Genomic DNA, 22851 nt, shown 5'->3' on the forward strand with positions numbered 1-22851 from the left:
TCAGGCCTTTACAGTGTTGGATGGAAACGTCGTCAGTTGTTGCGGGATGCCGCTGATGGAACCCGCGCCCATGGTCAGCACGACGTCGCCGTCGCGCGCCACGCTCATGATGGTGTCGGCCATGTCCTGCATGGACTCGACGAAAATCGGTTCGATCTTGCCGCGCGCGCGCAATGCATGCGCCAGCGAGCGGCCGTCGGCGGCCACGATCGGCGCTTCGCCGGCCGCATACACTTCCGACAACAGCAGCACGTCGGGTGCACCGAGCACCTTGACGAAGTCTTCAAACAGGTCGCGCGTGCGGCTGTAGCGGTGCGGCTGGAACGCCAGCACCAGGCGGCGGCCCGGATAGGCGGCGCGCGCGGCGGCCAGCGTGACTTCGGTTTCCACCGGGTGGTGGCCGAAATCGTCGACCAGCGCAAAGCTGCCGCCGTTCGGCAGCGCCACGTCGCCATAGCGCGTGAAGCGCCGGCCGACGCCGGAAAATTCCGCCAGGCCCTGCTGGGTGGCGCTGTCGGCAATGCCGATCTCGCGCGCGATGGCGACCGCCGAACAGGCGTTCTGCACATTGTGCATGCCGGGCTGGTTCAGCACCACGTCCAGGTCCGGGTAGCCGTCCTGCAGCACCGTAAAGTGCATTTCCAGGCCCACGGCGCGCGCATTGATGGCGCGCACCTGCGCATCCTCGGCAAAGCCGTAGGTGGTGACCGGCTTGGTGACGAACGGGATGATGGCGCGCACGTGCGGATCGTCGATGCACAGCATGGCGCGGCCATAGAACGGCAGGCGGTGCGTGAACTGCACGAAAGCCTGTTTCAGTTTTTCGAAATCGTGTTCGTAGGTGTCCATGTGATCGGCGTCGATATTCGTGATCACCTCGATCATCGGCGTCAGGTTCAGGAACGATGCATCCGATTCGTCCGCTTCGGCCACCAGGTAGTCGCCCGAACCGAGTTTGGCGTTGGCGCCGGCGCTGGTCAGCCGGCCACCGATGACGAACGTGGGGTCGAGGCCGCCCTGCGCCAGCACGGACGCGACCAGGCTGGTGGTGGTGGTCTTGCCGTGCGTGCCGGCGATCGCGATGCCGCGCTTCAGGCGCATCAACTCACCGAGCATCACGGCGCGCGGCACCAAAGGGATCTTGCGCGCGCGCGCGGCGGCCACTTCGGGATTGTCCTGCGGTACCGCGCCCGAGGTCACGACAGCGTCGGCGTCGCCGATATTGTCCGCCGCGTGGCCCAGCATGACGGTCGCACCCAGGCTCGCCAGGCGCTGCGTCGCCGCATTGCTGCCCAGGTCCGAGCCCGACACCTTGTAGCCGAGGTTGACCAGCACTTCGGCGATGCCGCTCATGCCGCTGCCGCCGATGCCGACAAAGTGGATATTGTTTACTTTATGCTTCACAGAACTAACCTCATGCCAATTGTTCCAATACGTGTGCGATCGCCTCATTGGCGTCGCGCTTGCCTGCCGCCAGCGCCGCCTGCGCCATCTGCTGGCAGCTGTCGCGCGTCAACGACGCCAGCATCGCAGCGAGCGACGCCGGATTCATTTCCGTCTGCGGCAAGTGAATCGCCGCGCCCTGCTGCGCCATCCACTGCGCGTTGTTGCGCTGGTGGCTGGTGGTCGACGCCACCAGCGGTACCAGTACGCTCGCCACGCCGGCCGCCGTCAGTTCCGACAGCGTAATGGCGCCCGCGCGGCAGATCACCAGATCGGCCGCCGCATAGGCGCCGGCCATGTCGTCAATAAAGTCGACCACGTTCGCCGTCACGCCGGCCTGCGCATACGACGCGCGCAAGGCGTCGATATTCTTCTTGCCCGACTGGTGCGTCACCAGCGGACGCTGGCCCTCGGGCATCAGGGCCAAGGCGGCCGGCAGATTGTCGTTCAGCGCTTTCGCGCCCAGGCTGCCGCCCACCACCAGGATGCGCAAAGGGCCGCTGCGGTCTTCAAAGCGCGCCGCCGGCGGCGCCATCGCCAGGATTTCCGCGCGCACCGGGTTGCCGGTCACGACAGCCTTGTCAGCGGCGGCGCCGAATTCCGCAGGGAAGCCGAAGCATACCCGTTGTGCCAGCGGAACCAGTGTCTTGTTCGACAACAGTAATGCCGCATCGGCATTGACCAGCACCAGCGGCACGCCGGACAATCGCGCCACCAGGCCGCCCGGCACCGTCACATAGCCGCCCATGCCCATCACCACGTCCGGCTTGCGGCGCGAGATAAAGCCGCGGATGGCGAACAGGCTGGCGATCATCTTGAAGCCGCCCTTGACCGTATGGCCCAGGCCCTTGCCGCGCATGCCGGAAAACTCGATGGCGTCCATGGCGATGCCGCTTTTCGGTACCAGCTCCTGCTCCATGCCGTGCGTGGTGCCCAGCCAGCTCACTTCCCAGCCGCGCGCGGCCATGGTCTGCGCGATCGCCAGGCCAGGGAAAATATGGCCGCCGGTACCGGCTGCCATGATCATCAGTTTTTTCGTCTTCAAATTGTTCACATTGCTCATAGCCGGCCCCCGCGCATCAGGATCCGGTTTTCATAATCGATGCGCAGCAGGATCGCCAGGCCGATACAGTTGATCAGCACGCCCGTGCCGCCATAGCTCATCAAGGGCAAGGTCAGCCCCTTGGTCGGCAGCAGGCCCAGGTTCACGCCCATGTTGATGAAGGTCTGCACGCCGATCCAGATCGCGATGCCTTTTGCCGTCAGGCCGGCAAAGGTCTGGTCGATGGCGATCGCCTGGCGGCCGATGTCGAAGGCGCGCTTGATAATCCAGTAGAACATGCCGATCACGATCAGCACGCCCACCAGGCCCAGCTCCTCGCCGATCACGGCCAGCAGAAAGTCGGTATGCGCCTCGGGCAGGTAGTGCAGTTTTTCCACGCTGCCGCCCAGGCCCACGCCAAACAGCTCGCCACGTCCGAAGGCGATCAGCGAGTGCGTCAGCTGGTAGGCCTTGTTCAGCGCATTGTCTTCCTGCCACGGGTCGAGATAGGCGAAGAAACGCTCGCGGCGGAACTTCGACAGCGCGATGATGGTGACGAAAATCGCCGTCAGCATGGCGCCGATGCCGCCAAACCAGATGGCGTTGACGCCGCCCAGGAACAGAATGCCCATGGCGATGCAGACGATCACGCCAAACGCGCCCAGATCCGGCTCCATCAGCAGCAGCAGGCCGACAAAGCTGACGGCCAGCGCCATCGGCATGAAGCCCTTGGTCAGCTTGTGCATGTATTCCTGCTTGCGCACCGTATAGTCGGCCGCGTACAGCACCATCACCACCTTCATCAGCTCGGACGGCTGCGGACGCAAGCCCGGCAAATTGAGCCAGCGGCGACCACCGTTGACCGACACGCCCAAGCCGGGAACAAGCACCATCACCAGCAGCACCAGCGTGCCGATGAACAGCCACGGCGCCATCTTCTGCCAGGTGGCGACGCGGATGCGGAACACCAGCGCGCTGGCGATGATCGACACGTCGATGAACAGCGCCTGGCGCACGACAAAATAATTGTTGGTGTAGGCGGCAAACTTGCGCGCATCCGACAGCGAGATCGAGGCCGAATACACCATCACCATGCCCAGCAGCATCAGCAGCAGCACCACCCAGATCAGGGGCTGGTCGTAATCCATCATCTTCGACTGCCGCGCGCGGCCGTCCAGCGGCTTGGCAGCCGAGCCGGAACCGAAACCGAATGGCAGCTGGAAGGCCATCAGAGATCCTGTCCGTTTTCCAGGGCGATGTCGCGCACGGCGTCGACAAACACCTGTGCGCGATGCGCATAGTTCCTGAACATGTCCAGGCTGGCGCAGGCCGGCGACAGCAGTACCGCGTCGCCTGCCAGTGCCAGGCTGCTGGCGCGTTTGACCGCTTCCGGCAAGGTGGCGCAATCGACCAGCTCCACGCCCGATGGTTCCAGCGCCGCGCGCAAGGCCGGCGCATCGCGCCCGATCAGCACCACCGCGCGCACGTGGCGCGACACCGGTTCGGCCAGTGGCGAAAAATCCTGGCCCTTGCCATCGCCGCCGGCGATCAGCACCAGGCGCTGCTGCGCGCCGCCAAAGGCCTTGCCCAGCCCATTCAGTGCGGCCACGGTGGCGCCCACATTCGTGCCCTTGCTGTCGTCGTAGTATTCGACCTCATTGACCGCCGTGATCAATTCCACGCGGTGCGGCTCGCCCTGGTATTCGCGCAGGCCATGCAGCAGCGGCGCGAACGGCAGGCCGATGGCGCGGCACAGGGCCAGCGCCGCCAGCGCGTTCGAGGCGTTGTGCTGGCCGCGGATTTTCAGCGCGTCGGCCGGCATCAGTTTTTTTGGCATGGTCGGCACGGGTTCCGGCGCCGGATCGTTCTTCTTGCGCTTTTTCTCGATCACTTCTTCGCTCGGCACGGCCTGCGCCAGCCAGAAGATGCCGCGCTCGTTGACCAGGCCGAAGCTGTCGACCTCCTGCGGCTCGCCGGTGCCGAACGTGACGGTGTCGACCAGCGCATTGTGCATGCGCATCACTTGCGCGTCGTCGCGGTTCAGCACGCGCACCGTGTGTTCGCCGAAGATGCGCGCCTTGTCGGCAGCATAGGCGGCCATGTCGCCATGCCAGTCCAGGTGATCCTGCGACAGGTTCAATACGGTGGCCGCATCGGCCTGCAGGCTGAAGGTGGTGTGCAGCTGGAAGCTCGACAGCTCCAGTATCCAGGCTTGCGGCAGGGTGCTGGCGGCAGGTGTCACAGCTTCCGCGCCCTCTTCCGCTACCACCGGTGCCGGCTCGGCATCGAGCACGTCGCGCAGCACGTCGAGCGCCGCCGGGCTGATATTGCCGGCCACGCGCGTGGCCAGGCCTGCCCGTTCGCACAGCAGGCCCACCAGGCTGGTGACCGTGGTCTTGCCATTGGTGCCCGTGATCGCGATCACTTTCGGCGCATAGCCGCGTTCCGCTTTCAGCGCGGCCAGCGCCTGGGCAAACAATTCGATTTCGCCCCAGACGGGGACATGTTTTTCGGCTGCGGCCGGTGCAATCCGTACCAGCTCGCGGTTCGGCGCCAGGCCAGGGCTGACGGCGACAAAATCGACGCCATCGAGCAGTTCGGCACCAAACGGGCCGGCGATGAATTGCGCGGACGGCACGCCAGCCTGCAAGGCAGCCAGGCGCTCCGGCGCTTCGCGCGTGTCGGCCACGCGCACGGAGGCACCGCTGCGTGCAAGCCACAGGGCCATGGCCAGGCCGGACTCGCCGAGTCCCAGTACCAGTGCGGTTTGATTGGCGTACATCATCAGCGCAGCTTCAGGGTGGTCAGGCCGAGCAGCACCAGCATCATGGTGATGATCCAGAAACGCACGACAACCTGCGTCTCTTTCCAGCCTTTTTGTTCAAAATGGTGATGCAGGGGCGCCATCAGGAACACGCGGCGGCCCACGCCATAGCGTTTCTTGGTGTACTTGAACCACGCCACCTGGATGATTACCGACAGGGTTTCGACCACGAAGATGCCGCCCATAATGAACAGCACGATTTCCTGGCGCACGATGACGGCGATGGTGCCCAGCGCGCCGCCCAGGGCCAGCGCGCCGACGTCGCCCATGAACACTTTGGCGGGGTGGGTGTTATACCAGAGGAAAGCCAGGCCGGAACCGGCCAGCGCGCCGCAGAAGATCACCAGTTCGCCGGCGCCCGGGATATGCGGGATGAACAGGTATTTTGCATAGGTGACGTTGCCGGTCACGTAGGCGAACAGGCCCAGCGCCGTGCCGACCATCACGGTCGGCATGATGGCCAGGCCATCGAGACCGTCGGTGAAATTGACGGCATTGCTGGTGCCGACGATGACGCAGTAGGTCAGCGCGATAAAGCCCCACACGCCGAGCGGATAGCTGATGGTCTTGAAGAACGGCACGATCAGGTCGGCCTTCGGCGGCAGGTCCATCGCAAAGCCGGACTGCACCCAGGCGTAGATCAGGTTCCATACCTGGCCGGCGTTCGGTTCCGAGATTGATACCGAAAAGGCCAGGTAGAACGCCGCGGCCAGGCCGATCAGCGACTGCCAGAAGTATTTTTCGCGCGAGCGCATGCCTTCCGGATCCTGGTGCACCACCTTGCGGTAGTCGTCAGCCCAGCCGATGGCGCCAAAGCCCAGCGTGACGATCAGCACGGGCCAGATGAAACGGTTCGACAGGTCGGCCCACAGCAAGGTGGAAATGCCGATGGCGATCAGGATCAGCACGCCGCCCATGGTCGGCGTGCCGTGTTTTTTCAGGTGCGTCTGCGGACCGTCGGTGCGCACGGCCTGGCCGACCTTCATGCGGGTGAGCATGCGAATGACGGCGGGACCGGCGCACAGGCCGATCAGGATCGCGGTCAGCGTGGCAAAGACGGCGCGAAAGGTGATGAAGTTAAAGACCCGCAATGGGCCAATGTCGTCCTGGAAATAATGAGCGAGCCAGAGCAGCATGATTAGTGAGCTTCCTTGTTGTTATTGTTTGAACCAATCAAATGCTGCACGGCCCGTTCCATCTTCATGAAGCGGGAGCCCTTGATCAATACTGTTGCATCCGGGCGGCCAGCCAGGTGCGCATCGAGCGCCGCCAGCAAACCGTCGAACTGTTCGAAATACTCCACGACCGTGCCTGATTCCGTACCCTGCGCAGCCTGCGCGGAGGCAACCATATGGCGCGCCAGGCCGCCCGTCGCCAGCACGTGTTCGATGCCCTTGGCGGCGGCGTAGGCGCCGATCTCTTCGTGGAACTGCTGTCCTTGCGTACCGACTTCGCCCATCTCGCCCAGCACCAGGATGCGCGGCGCGCCAGCCTGCGCCAGCACGTCGATGGCGGCGCGCGCCGAGTCGGGATTGGCATTGTAGGTATCGTCGATCACGGTAGCGCCATTGACGGCACGCTTTTGCTGCAGGCGCCCGGCCACCGGCGCGAACGCTTCCAGGCCGCGCTTGATGGCGTCCAGGCTGACGCCGGCGCCGAACGCGCAGGCCACGGCGGCCAGCGCGTTTTTGACGTTATGTTCGCCAGCCGCCTGCAGGCCGACAAAAAACTGCTGCAGTTGACTCTGTTCATCGCGCACGATGACGAACATGTCGCTGCCAAAGCCCTCGGCAGCGCGGTGGGTACAGCTCACTTCCGCCTCTTTCGACAGGCCGAAGCGCAGCACGCGGCGCGCACCGGCCAGTTCCTGCCACAGCGGCGTGAATTCGTCGCCATGCGGGAACACCGCCACGCCGTCAGGCGGCAAGGCGGCCAGCACGGCGCCGTTCTCGCGCGCCACCGCTTCCACGGTATGCATGAATTCCTGGTGTTCGCGCTGGGCGTTGTTGACCATCGCCAGGGTCGGTTCGGCAATTTGCGCCAGGCGCGCGATTTCGCCCGGATGGTTCATGCCCATCTCGATCACGGCCGCGTCATGGTGGGCGGCCAGGCGGAACAGGGTCAGCGGCACGCCGATTTCATTATTCAGGTTGCCGCGCGTGGCCAGGCGGTCCTGCTCGCCGTAGGCAGCAGCCAGGATGGAGGCCAGCATTTCCTTGACGGTGGTCTTGCCATTGCTGCCGGTCACGCCGATCACGGGCAGGTCGAACTGGCGGCGCCAGAAGTTGGCGATGCGGCCCAGCGCCGCCAGGGTGTCGGGCACCACGATGGCCGCCACTTTATCGGTGTCCCAGCCTTCCGGCAGGGCTTCGACGACGACCGCCGCCACGCCCTGGCGCGCCACCTCGTCGAGGAAATCGTGGGCGTCGAAACGCTCGCCGCGCAGGGCGACGAACAGCGAGCCGAGGCCGGCCTGGCGGCTGTCGGTCGACACGCCCGCAAAGGCGGTGTCGACGCGGCCTGCCAGGCGTGCGCCGGCAAATAGTGGCAGCACTTGTGCGAGTGTCGCGTGCACGGTCTGCTCCATCAATTGGTCCTCATCATGGTCAAACGCGCCGACAGCGCCAGCTGCGCGTGGTCGGCGTCGGAAAACGGCAGTTTCTTGCCCTTGATTTCCTGGTACGGTTCATGGCCCTTGCCGGCCAGCAGGATCACGTCCGGCTTGGCGGCATGCTTGATGGCCGACAGGATGGCGGCAGCGCGGTCCTCGATCGCCTGCGGCTGCGGACCGTCCGCGCGCATGCCGGCCATGATCTGCCCGATGATGGCGTGCGGATCTTCGCTGCGTGGATTGTCGCTGGTGACCAGCACATGGTCGGCCAGCTGCGCGATGGCGCCCATCTGCGGACGCTTGCCCGGATCGCGGTCGCCGCCGCAGCCGAACACGCACCACAGCTGGCCGCTGCGCTCCTGCGCCACCTGGCGCAAGGCCAGCAGGGTTTTTTCCAGCGCATCGGGCGTATGCGCATAATCGATGACGATCATCGGCGCTTCCTGGCCGCCCACCTGCTGCATGCGGCCTGGCGCCGGCTGCAGCGCTTCGATCGCGTCGAGCGCCGCGCGCAGCGGCGTGCCATGCGCCAGCAAGGCGCCCAGCACGGCCAGCGCATTGCTGATATTGAAGTGGCCCACCAGCCGGGTTTTCACCGGCGCGGTGCCCAGCACGCAGTCGAGCTGGAAGTCGGTACCGGCGTTCCGGCTGCGGAACTGGCTGGCGCGCAGCATCAGCACGCCCGGCAGGTCGGGCACGCTGGCCGCGTCCTGCAAGGTATAGCCGATCACCGGATACTGCCCCGCAGGCTTGCCTGCCACATGCGCGGCCAGGCGCAGGCCCATTGCATCGTCGAGGTTGATGACGGCGGTTTTCAGGCCTGGCCAGTCGAACAGTTTCACCTTGGCCGCCTCGTAGGCCGCCATGTCGCCATGGTAGTCGAGGTGGTCGCGCGTCAGGTTGGTAAACATGGCGACCTCAAAATGCATGCCGGCCGCGCGGTCCTGGTCCAGGCCGATCGACGACACTTCAATCGCCACCGCTTGCGCGCCGGCCTCGCGCAGCACGGCCAGTTTCCTGGCCAGCAGCACGGCGTCGGGCGTGGTGTAGCCGGTGACGTCGAAATCGATCTCGCCGCGCGCCTTGCACAGGCCCACGCCCAGGGTACCGATCACGGACGAGGTCTCGCCCAGGCGCGCCAGGGCCTGCGCCAGCCACAGCGCGCACGAGGTCTTGCCGTTGGTGCCGGTCACGCCGGCGCTGAACATGGCTTGATCGGGCATGCCGTAAAAGGCGTGCGCGATCGGGCCAGCCTGGCGTTTCAGGTCCGGCACGGCCAGGTGCGGCACGGCGGCATCCACGCCCGGCGCAAAGTCGGCCTCGTCATGCACGATGGCAGCGGCGCCCAGCTTGATGGCCGCGTCGATGAAGCGGGTTGCGCCCGCATAGGCGAAAAACACGTCGCCGCGCTGTACGCGGCGGGAATCGGAGGTCAGCTGCGCGCCCGGGGCGGCAGCCTTGATCCACGAACTGATGTCTTGTAGGGTCATGAGCAGCTTCACATGGCCTCCGGGCCGGCATTGGCCGGGACCACGATTTCGGTAACGGAGGAATCGGGCGGTACGTTCATCGCGCGCAGCGCGTTGGTGGCAATCGCCGCGAAAGCGGGAGCGGCGACCTGGCCACCGTAGTGATACAGGCCGGTCGGTTCATCGATCATGACGGCAATGATGAAGCGCGGCGCCGACATCGGCACCATGCCCACGAACGAGCCGATGTATTTGCGCGGCATCGCATAGCGGCCGTTCTCCACCTTGTAGGCGGTACCGGTCTTGCCGCCCACGCGGTAGCCGGCGACCTGGGCGCGCTTGGCCGAACCGTGCGGGCCGGACACCACCAGCTCCAGCATGGCGCGCATGTCGGCCGCCGTCTTCGGCTTGATCACCTGCTGGCCTACCGGCAGTTCGCTGACCTTCTGGAACGACAGCGGGATGGTGTCGCCGTCGCGCGCGAACATCATGTAGGCGCGCGCCAGCTGGATCAGCGACACCGAGATGCCGTTACCGTAGCTCATGGTGGCCTGCTCCACCGGGCGCCACGATTTGTACGGGCGCACGCGGCCGGCCACGGCACCGGGAAAACCCCATTTCGGCTGCTGGCCGAAGCCCACCTTGGTAAACATCTCCCACATTTCCTGGGCCGGCATGCCCAGCGCGATTTTTGACGAGCCGATATTGGACGACATCTCGATCACCTGCGCCACGCTGATCACGCCGTGCGCGCTGGTGTCGGTAATGGTGCGGTCGGCAATCGTGTAGCGGCCGGCGCCCGTGTCGATCAGGGTGGTCGGCTTGACGCGGCCCGTGTCGAGCGCCAGCGAAACGGTGATCGGCTTCAGGGTCGAACCGGGTTCGAAGGTGTCGGTCATCACGCGGTTGCGCAGCTGCTGGCCGGTGAGTTTCCTGCGGTCGTTCGGATCGTAGCTCGGGTAGTTGGCCAGGGCCAGCACTTCGCCCGTGTGCACGTCGAGCACCACCGCGCCGCCGGCCTTGGCGTTGTATTTTTCCACCGCTTCCTTCAACTGCGTGAAGGCGATGTACTGGATCTTGCTGTCGACCGACAGGGTCAGGTCCTTGCCATCGTGCGGCTCGTGGATGAAGCCGATGTCTTCGACGATGTGGCCCAGGCGGTCCTTGATCACGCGGCGGCTGCCGGTGGTGCCGACCAGCGTTTTCTGCTGCGCCAGTTCCATGCTTTCCTGGCCGATGTCTTCCACGTTGGTAAAGCCGACCACGTGGGTCATCACTTCGCCCTGCGGATAGAAGCGCTTGTATTCCTTGCGCTCGTCGATGCCGTCGATGCCCAGCTTGTTGATCTTGTCGGCCACGTCCATTTCGACCTGGCGTTTCAGGTAGACGAAGCTGCGGTCCGAATCGAGCTTCTTGCGCAGTTCGGTGACGTTCATGTCCAGCAGGTTGGCCAGCGCCGTGATTTTTTCCGGCGGCGCCTGCAGCACGTCGTCAGGAATCGCCCAGATCGCTTTCACGGGCACGGACGAAGCGAGCACCTGGCCGTTGCGGTCGGTGATCTTGCCGCGCGTGGCCGGCAGTTCCAGCGTGCGCTCATAGCGCGCCGCACCTTGCTTCTGCAAAAACTGGGTCGAGACGCCCTGCAGCCACATGGCGCGCGCGCCCAGGCCGGCAAAGGCAAAAAACAGACAGAACAGCACCACGCGCGAGCGCCACACGGGCAGGCGCACGGCCAGTACCGGGTTCTTCGAGAACGGCACGCCTTTCGAGGCCGCCACGCGGCCGCCGCTGCCATTGCTGCCCAGCTTCATGGCCCGCCCTCCGTCAGGTATTGCGTGCGCGCCGCCGTCAGCGGCGTCATGCTCAGGTCGCGCCGCGCGATCGATTCGATGCGCTCATGCTTGCCCAGGGTGGACTGGTCCAGCTGCAGCTGCGCCCAGTCGATGTCGAGCTGGCGCGACAAGGCCTGCGCCCGTTCCAGGTCGATCAGCAGATGGCGTGCCTGGTACTGCGCGTTGACCAGCGACAGGCCGCAGGCAACCAGCAGGGCCGACAGCACGATACTGAGCTTGCCGGTCATCGCGCGCCGCCCTGGGCAGCGGCCAGCGGCAGGCGCTGCGCCACGCGCATCACGGCCGAGCGCGAGCGCGGATTGGCTTCGATCTCGGCGTCGGACGGCTTCATTTTCAGGATCAGCTTCATTTCCGGCTGCGGCAGGTCGACCGCGCGGATCGGCAGGCGGCGGTCAGGCTGTTCCACATTCGCCTTGGAGGCGAAGAAGCGCTTGACCATGCGGTCTTCCAGCGAATGAAAGCTGATCACGGCCATGCGCGCGCCGGGCGCCAGGCAGGCATACGCCTGGTTCAGGCCAGTCTCGAGGTCCTCGAGTTCCTTGTTAATGAAAATGCGGATTGCCTGAAAGGTGCGGGTAGCGGGGTCCTTACCCTTCTCGCGGGTCTTGACGGCCCCTGCCACGATGCCGGCAAGCTGTCGTGTGCTTGAAATTGGCTGGACTGCCCGGCCAGCAACAATCGCCTTTGCAATCTGAAAAGCAAACCGTTCTTCCCCATAATCGCGTATCACTTTCTCTAAATTCTGTTCGGTTTCCACCGCCAGCCAGTCGGCTGCGGAGATGCCGCGCGTGGTATCCATGCGCATGTCCAGCGGTCCGTCATTGCGGAAGCTGAAACCGCGCGCCGCATCGTCGACCTGCGGCGACGAGATGCCCAGGTCGAGCAGGATGCCGTCCACCTGCTCGATGCCACGCGCGGCCAGGCTGGCCGTCATGGTGGCGAAGCTGTCATGGACGATGTCAAAACGGGGGTCGCCGATCTGTTCGGCGGTGGCGATCGCCTGCAGGTCCTTGTCGAAGCCGATCAGGCGCGCGTCAGCGGCCAGGCGCGACAGGATCAGGCGGCTGTGGCCGCCACGGCCAAACGTGCCATCGACGTAAATGCCGTGCGCGCGGTCGCCCGACAGGTCGAGCGCATCGACCGCTTCATCAAGCAGCACCGTGCGATGCTGAAATTCCGGCACCGTGAGTAGTGTCATTACGGAGCCTTAAAAAGAAAAATTGGAGAGTACATCGGGAGTGCCGCCAGCGATGGCCTGCTGTTCCTGCTCGGCCAGGGTGGCGGCGTTCCATATTTCAAAGTGACTGCCCATGCCCATCAGCATCACCTCACGCGACAGGCCGGCGGCGCTGCGCAATTCGGGCGAGATCAGCACGCGGCCGGCCGAGTCGAGCTCGACGTCAACGGCGTTGCCGAGAAAGATGCGCTGCCAGGCGCGCGCGGCCATGGGCCAGGCGGCGATCTGCTGGCGGTGGCTTTCCCACGTCGAACGGGGAAAAAACAGCAGGCAGCCATCGGGATGGCGGGTCAGTGTCATGCGGCCTTCGCACTGGATGGCCAGCGCGTCACGGTGCTTGGCAGGGATAGACATCCTGCCCTTGGCATCGAGACTGATAGCGGACGCGCCTTGAAACACGTAAGACCTTTTTGAGCTTGGATTGCAGCACCTGTAGCACCGCCTTGTCGAGGGAAAATTTCCCACAAAAACACACTTTTTCACACAGTTGACCACTTTAGAGTAAGCACAGAGGGTGGTCAAGCGGTTTCCGATTGGCAAAACTTGAATTTTATTAATGAAATTAAGGACTTAGCGCAGTTCGTTGAAGAAGTATCAAATAAAAATATATCGAAAAATTAGATACTTATGACAGATAGTGAATGTGCTACCTCATCTGCACACATGTGTTTTCCTACCGTATACATCGAAAATTACGAAATGGAAAAATTGAGATTTTTGCAGTTAGTTGACACAGGACAATAGTTTCGTTGCTCTCGGACTAAAGTCGGGTGGACGCGCCATAGTCTTGTTTTGAAGCAAAACTTATTCCTTTTTCACTCACAAGCAAGTGTTTTCAACGCCAATCACCCTGATTGCAAGAGCCTTGGCGATACCAGAACTAAGTTTATTGGGAGCAATTTTAACCAAGTACTCATTTCAAATTGTATAGACAACTTTATGTCAAACCATACTCGTTTGACAATAAAAAAAGCCCCGCTAAGGGGGCTTTTTGGGCATTGGCCGACATGCCGGCCAATGCGAAATTCAAGTGAAGCAGGCCGATAGGCCGGATTTTGTTACGGCGCCTCGTCTTGCGAGTCGGCGCTATGACAGTCATTCCTCTAGGCGCCGGATTACTCCGGCGCTCAAGCTTTCTACCCGCACGCTCCGCGAGCAGCATCATCGCGTGCCTATTTGAAATTGCACCAGGTGGAGGTTACCGCGTTTCACCGTAACTTAATACGCTCGTCTCTGTGGCCCTGTTCCTCGCCTTATACTTTGCAGCTTTCAGCGGACGGCCGTTAACCGTCACCCCGCTCTATGGAGTCCGGACCTTCCTCCCGCCAGTGCATTGCTGCACCGGCCAGCGACTGTCTGGCCTGCTTCACCCGGCATTGTACCGCGCCGCGGCATGATTCTGCAAAAAGCCACGCCCGACTTCGGCCAATTGTGTAATTCGGTGTCGCCATTTCAAAAGCCGGACCAAATGGGCTCCCCTAAAATGGCGCAAGCTGCACGCTTGCCCGCTTTTTCACCCACTCGCATATAAAGAGCCGAACATGACGCAATCCTCCCGTACCGGCGGCCAGATCCTGGTCGACGCCCTGCAGATCCACGGTGTCGACACCGCCTTTGGCGTGCCTGGCGAAAGCTATCTCGACGTGCTCGACGCCCTGCACGACTCGGGTATCCGCTTCATCATCAACCGCCAGGAAGGCGGCGCCGCCTTCATGGCCGAAGCCTATGGCAAACTGACCGGCAAGCCCGGCATCTGCTTCGTCACGCGCGGCCCGGGCGCCACCAATGCCTCGATCGGCGTGCACACGGCCTGCCAGGACTCGACCCCGATGATCCTGTTCATCGGCCAGGTCGGCAACGATTTCGTCGACCGCGAAGCGTTCCAGGAAATCGACTACCGCCGCATGTACGGCCAGATGGCCAAGTGGGTGGCACAGATCGACCGCGCCGAGCGCATCCCCGAGTACCTGGCGCGCGCGTTCCAGGTCGCCACCAGCGGCCGCCCCGGCCCGGTGGTGCTGGCCTTGCCCGAAGACATGCTGATCTCGCTCGCGGCAGTAGCCGATACGCGCCCGTATCAACCGGTACAAGCGTCGCCGTCCGCCGGCCAGATCGGCCAGCTGCGCGCCATGCTGGCCGGGGCGCAGCGTCCGCTGCTGCTGCTCGGCGGCGGCACCTGGACGCCGCAGGCCTGTGGCGACCTGCAGCGCTTTGCCGAAGCCAACCAGTTGCCGGTCGCGTGCGCCTTCCGCTTCCAGGACCTGCTCGACAATGCCCACCCCAGCTATATCGGCGACGTCGGCATCGGCATCAACCCGAAACTGGCCGCGCGCGTGAAAGAGGCCGACCTGGTGATTGCGATCGGCCCGCGCCTTGGCGAAATGACCACCGGCGGCTATACCCTGTTCGAGTCGCCCGTGCCGCGCCAGCGCCTGGTGCATTTCCATCCGGATGCCGAAGAACTGGGCAGCGTCTACCAGGCCGAGCTGATGATCAACAGCGGCATGCCGCAGGCATGCGCCATGCTGGCGGCGATGGCGCCGGTCGACGCCTCCGCCTGGCAGCATACGGTGGCCGAAGCGAAGCGGGAACTGGCCGCCTACCAGCAGCAGCCGCCGGTGTTCCAGGATGGCCAGGCACCTTTGAATTTGTGGCAAGTGACGCAGGAGATCATGGCGCAGGCGCCACGCGACACCATCGTCACCAACGGCGCAGGCAACTACGCCTCGTGGGCGCACCGCTTCTATCGCTATGGCGGCATGCGCACCCAACTGGCGCCCACCAATGGGGCCATGGGCTATGGCGTGCCGTCCGGCATCGCCGCCAAGCTCGTGCACCCCGAGCGCACCGTGATTACCTTTGCCGGCGACGGCGAATACCTGATGAATGGGCAGGAGCTGGCAACCGCCGTGCAATACCAGGCGGGCGTGGTGATCATCGTGTTCAACAACCAGATGTTCGGCACCATCCGCATGCACCAGGAACGCGACTATCCGGGCCGCGTATCGGGCACGACCCTGCACAATCCCGATTTTGCGGCGCTGGCACAGGCATATGGCGCGCATGGCGAAGTGGTCGACAAGACCGAGGAATTTGCCCCTGCCCTGCAGCGCGCGCTGGCGCATGCGGCCCAGCACAAGCTGCCGGCACTGATCGAGCTGCGCTATGACGGCAACCTGATCACGCCGAATGCGACGCTGGAGACCATCCGGGCCAATGCGCAAAAGGCCCGCAAGGCCAGTTAAGCCAGGCCCGGAATGGCAAAAGCCCGGTCAAGTACCGGGCTTTTTCATGTCGGAAGCGATGATAACTCAGGTCACCGGCATGGCCGCACTGGCCGGCTGTGAGGCAGGCTCTGCAGGTTCTGCCGGCGCCTGCGGCGCCTGCTTTACGGCCGGGCAAGGCGTGCAGTTCTTCAACGGCCGGCCAAAGTCGGTGATGCGTGACAGCTTCATCGGCATGCGCACATTGCCGCCGCAGTAGTCGCCATCCAGGGTCAGCGTCTTGCCATCCTGCGCAAACTTGCCGGTGATGGTGCGCTCCTCGCCATCGGCGGCGGCAATGGTGAAGTCGAACGCGCCGGTGGCGGTGTCGAGGTTCACGTCATTGGCGACGATGGGCCAGCTGAGCGAACCGGCCGTGAATTCATAGATGACGGTATCGGCTTCGGCAAAACGGTGCAGGGTCACGCGCTGGCCGCCGATCTCGCCGCTATCCTTCTGCAGGCACAGGTCCGAATAGACGGCCACGCCATAGCGCTCCAGGCCGGCAGGCTTCCTGTCCTTGGCGGCAGCGGCCGACCCTGCGGCCGCTGCCATCAGCAGGCCCAACAGCAAGGCGTGGATGCGCGGCGATTTTGTTTGGTACATGGCTTCCCCCAACTTTATTAACAGCAATATTGTAACTGATGCCGCCCACGCAAAAACGCGCCGCCAGACCAAAGCCTGACAGCGCGTTTTTTACATCAGCCACCCGCAAGCGGGTCGCTGTGATGAACTACGCTTGCGCGTAGCCCGGCTTAGAACGAGTGACGAACGCCAACGTTGAAAGCTTTATCGCCCGTACCAACATTGCTGTTGTTACCAACGGTGTAGCCTGCGTTGTTTTTGTTCGAGATCTTGGCGTACGAAGCGTAGGTGCTGGTACGTTTCGACAGAGCGTACGAGTAGCCCAGAGCGAACTGGTTCGCGTCGGCGTTGGTAGCATCTTTGTCGTTCACGTGGATGACCGAAGCCATCACGGTGCCAGCTGGACCAACTGGTACGGTCACGCCGATCAGGGCGGTAGCGCTGTCGGCGCTGAAGCCAGCCGAGGTGTAGTTGAACGCGTTGACGGTACCGTTGTTACGGATCGCGCTGTTCAGGCCTTTGTTGACGCCGTAAGCGACGTAAGCTTTGGCAACTGCGAAATCGTAGTTGGCTGCAGCCAGGTAGTTGCGGCCGCTGCCGGTTTCGATGGTAGCGGTGTCGTTGGCGGTGTTGTTGTACGCGATACGTGCGTTCAGAGGACCGTTCGAGTAGCCAACCGATGCGCCGATTTTGCGGCCGATTTTGTTCGACTCAGCATTTTCGCCGAAGGTGTAAGCAACGTCAGCATCCAGGCCGTTGTAGCTTGGCGAGGTGTACAGAACGGTGTTGCTGGTACGGGTGTTCGATGGGAACAAGTTCTTTGCGGAACCAGCGTAACCAACCTGGAATGGATCAGCAACTTTCGACAGGGTGTTGTACCAAGGCGTGTATTGACGACCCAGGGTCAGCGTGCCGGTGGTTTTGCTGCTCAGACCAACGTAAGCTTGACGATTGAACAGGGTGCCCGACACGTCTTGCTGACCGTTGTCAACGCTGAAACCCGATTCCAGAACGAACAGCGCCGACAGGCCGCTGCCCAGATCTTCGGTGCCTTTGAAACCCAGACGCGAAGCCGAACCGATGCCGCTGTCCAGTTTGTTCACGTTGCCGTTAACACCGCCGCGCTCGCTGACGAAACCAGCGTCAACGGTACCGTAGATAACAACGCTCGATTGAGCTTGGGCTACGCCGGTGGCTGCTGCCAGGACTGCCAGGGTGATCAGAGTTTTTTTCATTGCATGTTTCCTTTAATTTTTTGAAGCAAAAAGTAATACAGCCTATGCATCTCGAGCTGCGCTCTAGCAGAGCGCTTTTTATGAGTGAGGGCAAGGTCTCCACCTGCCACTGCTGTTCCGGTCAGGGGAACAGTCATATTGGTATCGGCACGCTATTGCACCGACAAGCTTGAAGGCTGCATAAGGACCGTATTTCGTGCGCCAGTTCTGGTGCTCAAGCGGCACCGGAAGCGGCACTATAACGACCGTTGCGCATTCCATCAAGTTCCAACATGTTACTTCCGGTACCAGGCCAGGGGCGTTTTCAGGCATCCCAACCATCGCCGACCGTACTATGCGACAGAGCCACTGCCCCTTGCCAATCAATGCATTGGCCTGATTGACCATTTCATCATAACGTATGCCCTTCAAGAACCCGTTGTATTAGCGCAACAGTAGCAGACGCATGATTAAAACATCAACATGCTCCAGCCATCATTTACCGTTACATATTTACGCGACAAAGCACACAATTTGTAAGGTGATAATGGATGAACGGGACGAAGCATACACCTCCCCGGCAAATCTTGCTGAGCAGGGCCCAAAACCGGGCAAAACAGTGCCCCAAACTGGTGCATGCACGCATGATTGCGGGGCGTAGCATGACATCATGTGGTCGTCCTGGCCTGCTTAAAAAGAAGCAAACAGACAAGGCAATTACTGACTTTGCGGTAATTTAAATACTCATCCTGGAAACATTCCTGATGAGTTCGGCGACCTTGAGATCGATCTGGTGCGCCATCCCGGCAGCGACTTTTGCTTGCAAGGCGCAAGACAATTGAAACAATTTCTTACAATGTTAATTATTCAATAGCGCAGTATTTCTGTTGCAAAAATGAGACAATTTGACGCAGGTCAACGTGATTGTTATTCGATTCGGCAATATTTGCTTTTTCTTTTGAAAAAATTTCGGATGATTTTGTCGGCTAGTTTTCCGCAGGCGACGCCGAAAACCGGCAGACGCCTGTGTCAGCTGCCTTATATATAGGCGCCAATTGGGGCGGCGGGGTAATGTTGCCAATTGGACAGTAAGACGTGAAGCGGTGGGCATGCTCTGGTAGAATAGACCGATCCAAAGCGTCCGGCGCCGCCGGGCCAAGCGCAAGCACCCGCCATCACATACCCATGTTTAGTTTCTTCAAGAAAAAACCCGCCGTCACTGACGCTGCCCCGGAAATTGCGCCTACCATTGTCGAGCCTGCTGCTCCTGCTGCCGCCACTCCGCCCTTCCTGCCACAGCCTGGCGCCCTGACCGGCGCGCCGGCCGAGACGGTGCCGGCGATCATCGCCACCGAGCCCGAAAAGAAATCGTGGATGACGCGCCTGAAAGCGGGCCTGTCGAAAACCTCGAGCACCCTGTCGGTGCTGTTCGTGGGTGCCAAGATCGATGACGCCTTGTATGAAGAGCTGGAAGCGGCGCTGCTGATGTCCGACGCCGGCATCGACGCCACCGATTACTTGCTCACGGCCCTGAAGAAAAAGGTCAAGGAAGACAAGCTGCTCGACGCCGCCGCCGTCAAGGCCGCCCTGAAAGTGCTGCTGACCGACCTGTTGACGCCGCTGGAAAAACGGTTCGAACTGGGCCGCCACAAGCCGCTGGTGATGATGATCTCGGGCGTCAACGGCGCCGGCAAGACCACTACCATCGGCAAACTCGCCAAGCACATGCAGTCGAACAAGCAGTCGGTGCTGCTGGCTGCCGGCGACACCTTCCGCGCCGCGGCGCGCGAGCAGCTGATGGTCTGGGGCGAGCGCAACAACGTGACCGTGATCTCGCAGGAATCGGGCGACCCGGCTGCCGTGGCCTACGACTCGGTGCAGTCGGCCAAGGCGCGCGGCATCGATGTGGTGATGGTCGACACGGCCGGACGCCTGCCGACCCAGCTGCACTTGATGGAAGAGCTGAAGAAAATCAAGCGCGTGATCGGCAAGGGCATGGAAGGCGCGCCCCATGAAACCTTGCTGGTGATCGATGGCAATACGGGCCAGAATGCGCTGATGCAGGTCAAGGCGTTTGACGACGCGCTGCAGCTGAGCGGCCTGGTAATCACCAAGCTCGACGGTACAGCCAAGGGCGGCGTGCTGGCGGCGATCGCCCGCGTGCGTCCGGTGCCCGTGTACTTTATCGGCATCGGTGAAAAAATTGAAGACTTGCAGCCCTTCGTGGCTGCCGAATTTGTCGAAGCGTTGCTCGGATAAGCCTACATGATCGAATTTCAGCACGTCTCCAAGCAATATTCTTCCGATGCAGTGGCGCTCAGCGACATTTCATTGAGCATCGCCAAGGGCGAGCTGGTGTTCCTGGCGGGCCCGTCGGGCGCCGGCAAGTCCACCCTGATGAAAATGATCGCCGCCATGGAGCGCCCGACCTCGGGCAAGCTGATCGTCAACGGCCAGGACATGGCCAAATTGAAGCCGGCCGGCGTGCCCTTCTTGCGCCGCAACATGGGCCTGATCTTCCAGCAGCAGAAACTGCTGAATGACCGCTCCATCCTTGCCAACGTGATGCTGCCCCTGCTGGTGGTGGGCGCGCACAAGGTGGCGGCCGAGCAGCGCGCCCGCGCCGCGCTCGACAAAGTGGGATTGCTGGACCGCGCCATGGCGCGTCCGCTGTCGCTGTCCGGCGGCGAGCAGCAGCGCGTGTCGATCGCGCGCGCCATCGTCAACCGTCCGCAGATCATCCTGGCCGACGAGCCGACGGCCAACCTGGACCGCGCCAGCGCCAACAAGGTGCTCGATGCCCTGAAGGCATTCCATTCGGTTGGCGTAACCTGCCTCATTTCCAGCCATGACGAACAGATGCTGGACGCCGCTGCCCGCGTGATCCACCTGAAAAACGGCCAGCTGGTGGCCATCGACAAGGCGACCGAAGCGCCCGTGTTCGCGCCGCCCGATCCCGATTTCGCGCCCAAGCCCGGCCAGCACGATGTGGATGCGCAAGGAGACGAAGCATGAGAGGCTGGTTCCGCCAACACCGCTTTGCGCTCGGCTCGGCGCTGATTCATTTGCGCAAGTCGCCCAGCGGTTTCCTGCTCAACGTGGTGGTGGTGGCGATTGCCCTGTCGCTGCCGTTTGCCGGCCTGACCATGCTCGACAATGTGCGTCCGATGTCGGAACAGATGTCGGTTGATCCGGAAATCAGCGTGTTCATGAAAATCAATACGCCGCGCGAGCAGGCGACAAGCCTGGCCGGCGAGATGCGCAAGATCGTGCATGATGCCAAAGCCAAGATTGTCTTTATCCCGCGCGAAGACGCGCTCGAATCGCTGAAAAGCAAGAGTGGCCTGGCCGATGTGCTCAATACCCTGGGCGACAATCCGCTGCCCGACAGCTATGTGTTGAAACTGAACGCCTTTAACAGCGCCACCGAAGCGCAGGATGTCGATGCGGTGGCGGAACAGTTGCGCCAGTTGCCCGGCGTGGAGTCGGCCCAGGTCGATTCGGCCTGGGTCAAGCGGCTGGCGGCCCTGTTGGGCGTGCTGCGCCTAGTACTGCTGCTGCTGGCCATTACCCTGGGCGTGGCGGTGATCGCGGTGGTGTTCAACACCATCCGCCTGCAGGTCATGACGCAGCGCGACGAGATCAGCATCTCGAAACTGATCGGCGCCACCGACACCTTCATCCACCGGCCGTTCTATTACACGGGCGCCCTGCTGGGACTGTGTGCGGGCGCGCTGGCATTGGGCGCCGTGGCGCTGGCCTTGCAGCCGCTAAATACCGCGATTGCCGAGTTTGCCCGCCTGTATGCATCGGAATTCCAGCTGGTGCCGCTGGCGCCGCTACCGATGGCAGGACTGCTGGCCGTCAGCGCCGGGCTGGGCCTGATCGGCGCCTTCCTCTGCGTACAGCGCCACCTGGCGCGCGTTAACTGAAGCAGTCCCTCTGGGGCGGCACTGCCGGTGCCGCCCTCTTCTCGCCGCCGCAGCAATCCCTTACTGCATGACAAGTATTCTTAAGGCGCGCTTCAGTTAGCCGCCGTACACTACGCACATTGATCAACAAAATAATGTTCAGTTCTGCCATAGTTGACGCAGGCAACTGTGTGGCGCTTTCGTTGTCGCAGCTATCGGCGCACACTAGACTTTCCCAAGCAATACCGTATTCGAAGACGCGCATGGAAGCTGCAATCGTCATAGTATTTTGGCTATCAGAGTGATTGGATGAGCCGATTGGCACTCTCCATCAGAGAGTGCTAATATATGTCATACCGTTAGCAACAGCGCTATGGCTGCCAGATGAAGATGGCGCCACGTTCTGCAAACTGCAAGACCGAATACCGTAAAAACAAGCACATCAGGTCCCTGCCGCGTGGCAGGGCCATCTGGAACAAGCAAGACTACGAGGAGTAAACATGACTACGATGTCCGCATTGGTTCCCACCAAAAATAATGCGCTGAACCTTGGGTTCACCGGCAATCTGGGCAATATCGACGCCTATATTTCGGCCGTGAACCGTCTGCCCATGTTGACCCATGCTGAAGAAATGTCGCTGGCGACGCGCTTGCGCGAAAAAAATGACCTGGCTGCCGCGCAGGAGCTGGTGCTGTCGCACTTGCGCCTGGTGGTATCGATCGCCCGTGGCTACCTGGGCTACGGCCTGCCGCATGCCGACCTGATTCAGGAAGGCAATATCGGCCTGATGAAAGCCGTCAAGCGTTTCGATCCGGACCAGGGCGTGCGCCTGGTGTCGTACGCCATGCACTGGGTGAAAGCCGAGATGCACGAGTACATCCTGAAAAACTGGCGCCTGGTGAAAGTGGCAACGACGAAGGCGCAGCGCAAGCTGTTCTTCAATCTGCGCAGCCACAAGACCGGCCTGGACGCGATGACGCCAAAGCAGATCGATGCGCTGGCCAAGCTGCTGGACGTGAAACGCGAAGAAGTGATCGAGATGGAGACGCGCCTGAGCGGTCGCGACATTGCGCTGGAGTCGCCAACCGACGATGAAGACGACAAGTTTTCGCCGATCGCCTACCTGTCGTCGGAGCAAAGCGAGCCGACCAAGGTGCTGGAAGCGGAACAAGTGACGCGCCTGCAGTCGGAAGGGCTGGAAACGGCGCTGGGCAAGCTTGACCCACGTTCGCGCCGCATCGTCGAGGCACGCTGGCTGGCCAACGACGACGGTTCCGGCGCGACCCTGCATGCGCTGGCTGAAGAGTTCGGCGTATCGGCCGAGCGCATCCGCCAGATTGAAGTGGCGGCGCTGAAAAAAATGAAAGGCGCGCTGGCTGCGTACGTATAACGGCAGTC

At 62.4% G+C, this 22851-nt stretch carries 18 protein-coding genes and 1 other RNA gene; 5 read left to right on the top strand and 14 right to left on the bottom strand.

Annotation, left to right across the window (positions count from 1 at the left end; genetic code table 11):
- The 12 genes from murC to rnpB all read right to left on the bottom strand — a co-directional run bounded on the left by murC (nt 1) and on the right by rnpB (nt 13847).
- A complete protein-coding gene (gene murC / locus RTQ46_RS07945; protein WP_312435719.1) occupies nt 1-1404 on the bottom strand; it encodes a UDP-N-acetylmuramate--L-alanine ligase in 1404 nt (467 codons plus the stop codon).
- 10 nt (nt 1405-1414) lie between these two features.
- A complete protein-coding gene (gene murG, locus RTQ46_RS07950) occupies nt 1415-2506 on the bottom strand; it encodes an undecaprenyldiphospho-muramoylpentapeptide beta-N-acetylglucosaminyltransferase (protein WP_312435720.1) in 1092 nt (363 codons plus the stop codon).
- Nucleotides 2503-3714 carry a putative lipid II flippase FtsW gene (ftsW, locus tag RTQ46_RS07955; protein ID WP_312435722.1) on the bottom strand — a complete coding sequence of 404 codons (1212 nt, stop codon included), beginning with the start codon at nt 3712-3714 and terminating at the stop codon, nt 2503-2505. The genes murG and ftsW overlap by 4 nt, the downstream gene beginning before the upstream one ends.
- Nucleotides 3714-5270: a UDP-N-acetylmuramoyl-L-alanine--D-glutamate ligase gene (murD, locus tag RTQ46_RS07960; protein ID WP_312435723.1), complete on the bottom strand. Its 1557-nt coding sequence runs from the start codon at nt 5268-5270 to the stop codon at nt 3714-3716. Before murD ends, ftsW begins: the two co-directional genes overlap by 1 nt.
- Nucleotides 5270-6445, bottom strand: a complete 1176-nt coding sequence (gene mraY / locus RTQ46_RS07965; RefSeq protein ID WP_312435724.1) for a phospho-N-acetylmuramoyl-pentapeptide-transferase — start codon at nt 6443-6445, stop codon at nt 5270-5272. The genes murD and mraY overlap by 1 nt, the downstream gene beginning before the upstream one ends.
- A gap of 2 nt (nt 6446-6447) precedes the next feature.
- The gene (murF, locus tag RTQ46_RS07970; RefSeq protein ID WP_312435726.1) at nt 6448-7884 is read right to left on the bottom strand and encodes a UDP-N-acetylmuramoyl-tripeptide--D-alanyl-D-alanine ligase; all 1437 of its coding nucleotides are present in this window, start codon (nt 7882-7884) and stop codon (nt 6448-6450) included.
- A gap of 11 nt (nt 7885-7895) precedes the next feature.
- Nucleotides 7896-9410, bottom strand: coding sequence for a UDP-N-acetylmuramoyl-L-alanyl-D-glutamate--2,6-diaminopimelate ligase (locus RTQ46_RS07975; protein WP_312435728.1), 1515 nt, complete (start codon nt 9408-9410; stop codon nt 7896-7898).
- An 8-nt stretch (nt 9411-9418) separates the two neighbouring features.
- Entirely contained in the window at nt 9419-11200 is a 1782-nt protein-coding gene (locus RTQ46_RS07980) for a penicillin-binding protein 2 (protein WP_312435729.1), read from the bottom strand.
- Nucleotides 11197-11469 (bottom strand): cell division protein FtsL, encoded by a 273-nt coding sequence (gene ftsL, locus RTQ46_RS07985; RefSeq protein WP_312435731.1) that lies wholly within the window; start codon nt 11467-11469, stop codon nt 11197-11199. Before ftsL ends, RTQ46_RS07980 begins: the two co-directional genes overlap by 4 nt.
- The gene (gene rsmH, locus RTQ46_RS07990) at nt 11466-12440 is read right to left on the bottom strand and encodes a 16S rRNA (cytosine(1402)-N(4))-methyltransferase RsmH (protein WP_312435733.1); all 975 of its coding nucleotides are present in this window, start codon (nt 12438-12440) and stop codon (nt 11466-11468) included. Before rsmH ends, ftsL begins: the two co-directional genes overlap by 4 nt.
- A 9-nt stretch (nt 12441-12449) precedes the next feature.
- Nucleotides 12450-12878 (bottom strand): division/cell wall cluster transcriptional repressor MraZ, encoded by a 429-nt coding sequence (gene mraZ / locus RTQ46_RS07995; protein WP_312435734.1) that lies wholly within the window; start codon nt 12876-12878, stop codon nt 12450-12452.
- A 629-nt stretch (nt 12879-13507) separates the two neighbouring features.
- Nucleotides 13508-13847: RNase P RNA component class A (gene rnpB / locus RTQ46_RS08000), an RNA gene on the bottom strand.
- Between the two features lie 173 nt (nt 13848-14020).
- Here rnpB and RTQ46_RS08005 point away from each other — a divergent pair.
- On the top strand, nt 14021-15724 hold the full coding sequence (locus RTQ46_RS08005; RefSeq protein ID WP_312435735.1) for a thiamine pyrophosphate-binding protein: 1704 nt from the start codon (nt 14021-14023) through the stop codon (nt 15722-15724).
- Nucleotides 15725-15790: 66 nt separating this feature from the next.
- Here the strand turns inward: RTQ46_RS08005 and RTQ46_RS08010 are convergent, their stop codons facing one another.
- Both RTQ46_RS08010 and RTQ46_RS08015 read right to left on the bottom strand, forming a co-directional pair.
- Nucleotides 15791-16348 carry a hypothetical protein gene (locus tag RTQ46_RS08010; RefSeq protein WP_312435736.1) on the bottom strand — a complete coding sequence of 186 codons (558 nt, stop codon included), beginning with the start codon at nt 16346-16348 and terminating at the stop codon, nt 15791-15793.
- 149 nt (nt 16349-16497) lie between these two features.
- On the bottom strand, nt 16498-17562 hold the full coding sequence (locus RTQ46_RS08015) for a porin (protein WP_312435738.1): 1065 nt from the start codon (nt 17560-17562) through the stop codon (nt 16498-16500).
- Nucleotides 17563-18726: 1164 nt separating this feature from the next.
- On the opposite strand from RTQ46_RS08015, the gene ftsY reads away from it, so the two are divergent.
- The 4 genes from ftsY to rpoH all read left to right on the top strand — a co-directional run bounded on the left by ftsY (nt 18727) and on the right by rpoH (nt 22843).
- Nucleotides 18727-19800 (top strand): signal recognition particle-docking protein FtsY, encoded by a 1074-nt coding sequence (gene ftsY / locus RTQ46_RS08020; protein ID WP_312435739.1) that lies wholly within the window; start codon nt 18727-18729, stop codon nt 19798-19800.
- 6 nt (nt 19801-19806) lie between these two features.
- The gene (locus tag RTQ46_RS08025; protein ID WP_312435740.1) at nt 19807-20556 is read left to right on the top strand and encodes an ATP-binding cassette domain-containing protein; all 750 of its coding nucleotides are present in this window, start codon (nt 19807-19809) and stop codon (nt 20554-20556) included.
- Nucleotides 20553-21473, top strand: a complete 921-nt coding sequence (gene ftsX / locus RTQ46_RS08030) for a permease-like cell division protein FtsX (protein ID WP_312435741.1) — start codon at nt 20553-20555, stop codon at nt 21471-21473. The genes RTQ46_RS08025 and ftsX overlap by 4 nt, the downstream gene beginning before the upstream one ends.
- 479 nt (nt 21474-21952) lie before the next feature.
- On the top strand, nt 21953-22843 hold the full coding sequence (gene rpoH, locus RTQ46_RS08035) for an RNA polymerase sigma factor RpoH (protein ID WP_312435743.1): 891 nt from the start codon (nt 21953-21955) through the stop codon (nt 22841-22843).
- Nucleotides 22844-22851: the final 8 nt, after the last annotated feature.

This window comes from Janthinobacterium sp. (assembly GCF_031995485.1).
In the GTDB taxonomy this organism is placed as follows: Bacteria; Pseudomonadota; Gammaproteobacteria; order Burkholderiales; family Burkholderiaceae_D; genus Janthinobacterium.

Bases quoted from the DNA above. Each gene is read 5' to 3' on its own strand.
- murD (WP_312435723.1), bottom strand. From the start codon at position 5,270: ATGATGTACGCCAATCAAACCGCACTGGTACTGGGACTCGGCGAGTCC.
- rpoH (WP_312435743.1), top strand. From the start codon at position 21,953: ATGACTACGATGTCCGCATTGGTTCCCACCAAAAATAATGCGCTGAAC.
- RTQ46_RS08025 (WP_312435740.1), top strand. From the start codon at position 19,807: ATGATCGAATTTCAGCACGTCTCCAAGCAATATTCTTCCGATGCAGTG.
- ftsY (WP_312435739.1), top strand. From the start codon at position 18,727: ATGTTTAGTTTCTTCAAGAAAAAACCCGCCGTCACTGACGCTGCCCCG.
- RTQ46_RS08010 (WP_312435736.1), bottom strand. From the start codon at position 16,348: ATGTACCAAACAAAATCGCCGCGCATCCACGCCTTGCTGTTGGGCCTG.
- RTQ46_RS07975 (WP_312435728.1), bottom strand. From the start codon at position 9,410: ATGACCCTACAAGACATCAGTTCGTGGATCAAGGCTGCCGCCCCGGGC.
- murG (WP_312435720.1), bottom strand. From the start codon at position 2,506: ATGAGCAATGTGAACAATTTGAAGACGAAAAAACTGATGATCATGGCA.
- RTQ46_RS07980 (WP_312435729.1), bottom strand. From the start codon at position 11,200: ATGAAGCTGGGCAGCAATGGCAGCGGCGGCCGCGTGGCGGCCTCGAAA.
- RTQ46_RS08015 (WP_312435738.1), bottom strand. From the start codon at position 17,562: ATGAAAAAAACTCTGATCACCCTGGCAGTCCTGGCAGCAGCCACCGGC.
- mraY (WP_312435724.1), bottom strand. From the start codon at position 6,445: ATGCTGCTCTGGCTCGCTCATTATTTCCAGGACGACATTGGCCCATTG.
- RTQ46_RS08005 (WP_312435735.1), top strand. From the start codon at position 14,021: ATGACGCAATCCTCCCGTACCGGCGGCCAGATCCTGGTCGACGCCCTG.
- rsmH (WP_312435733.1), bottom strand. From the start codon at position 12,440: ATGACACTACTCACGGTGCCGGAATTTCAGCATCGCACGGTGCTGCTT.
- ftsL (WP_312435731.1), bottom strand. From the start codon at position 11,469: ATGACCGGCAAGCTCAGTATCGTGCTGTCGGCCCTGCTGGTTGCCTGC.
- ftsX (WP_312435741.1), top strand. From the start codon at position 20,553: ATGAGAGGCTGGTTCCGCCAACACCGCTTTGCGCTCGGCTCGGCGCTG.
- ftsW (WP_312435722.1), bottom strand. From the start codon at position 3,714: ATGGCCTTCCAGCTGCCATTCGGTTTCGGTTCCGGCTCGGCTGCCAAG.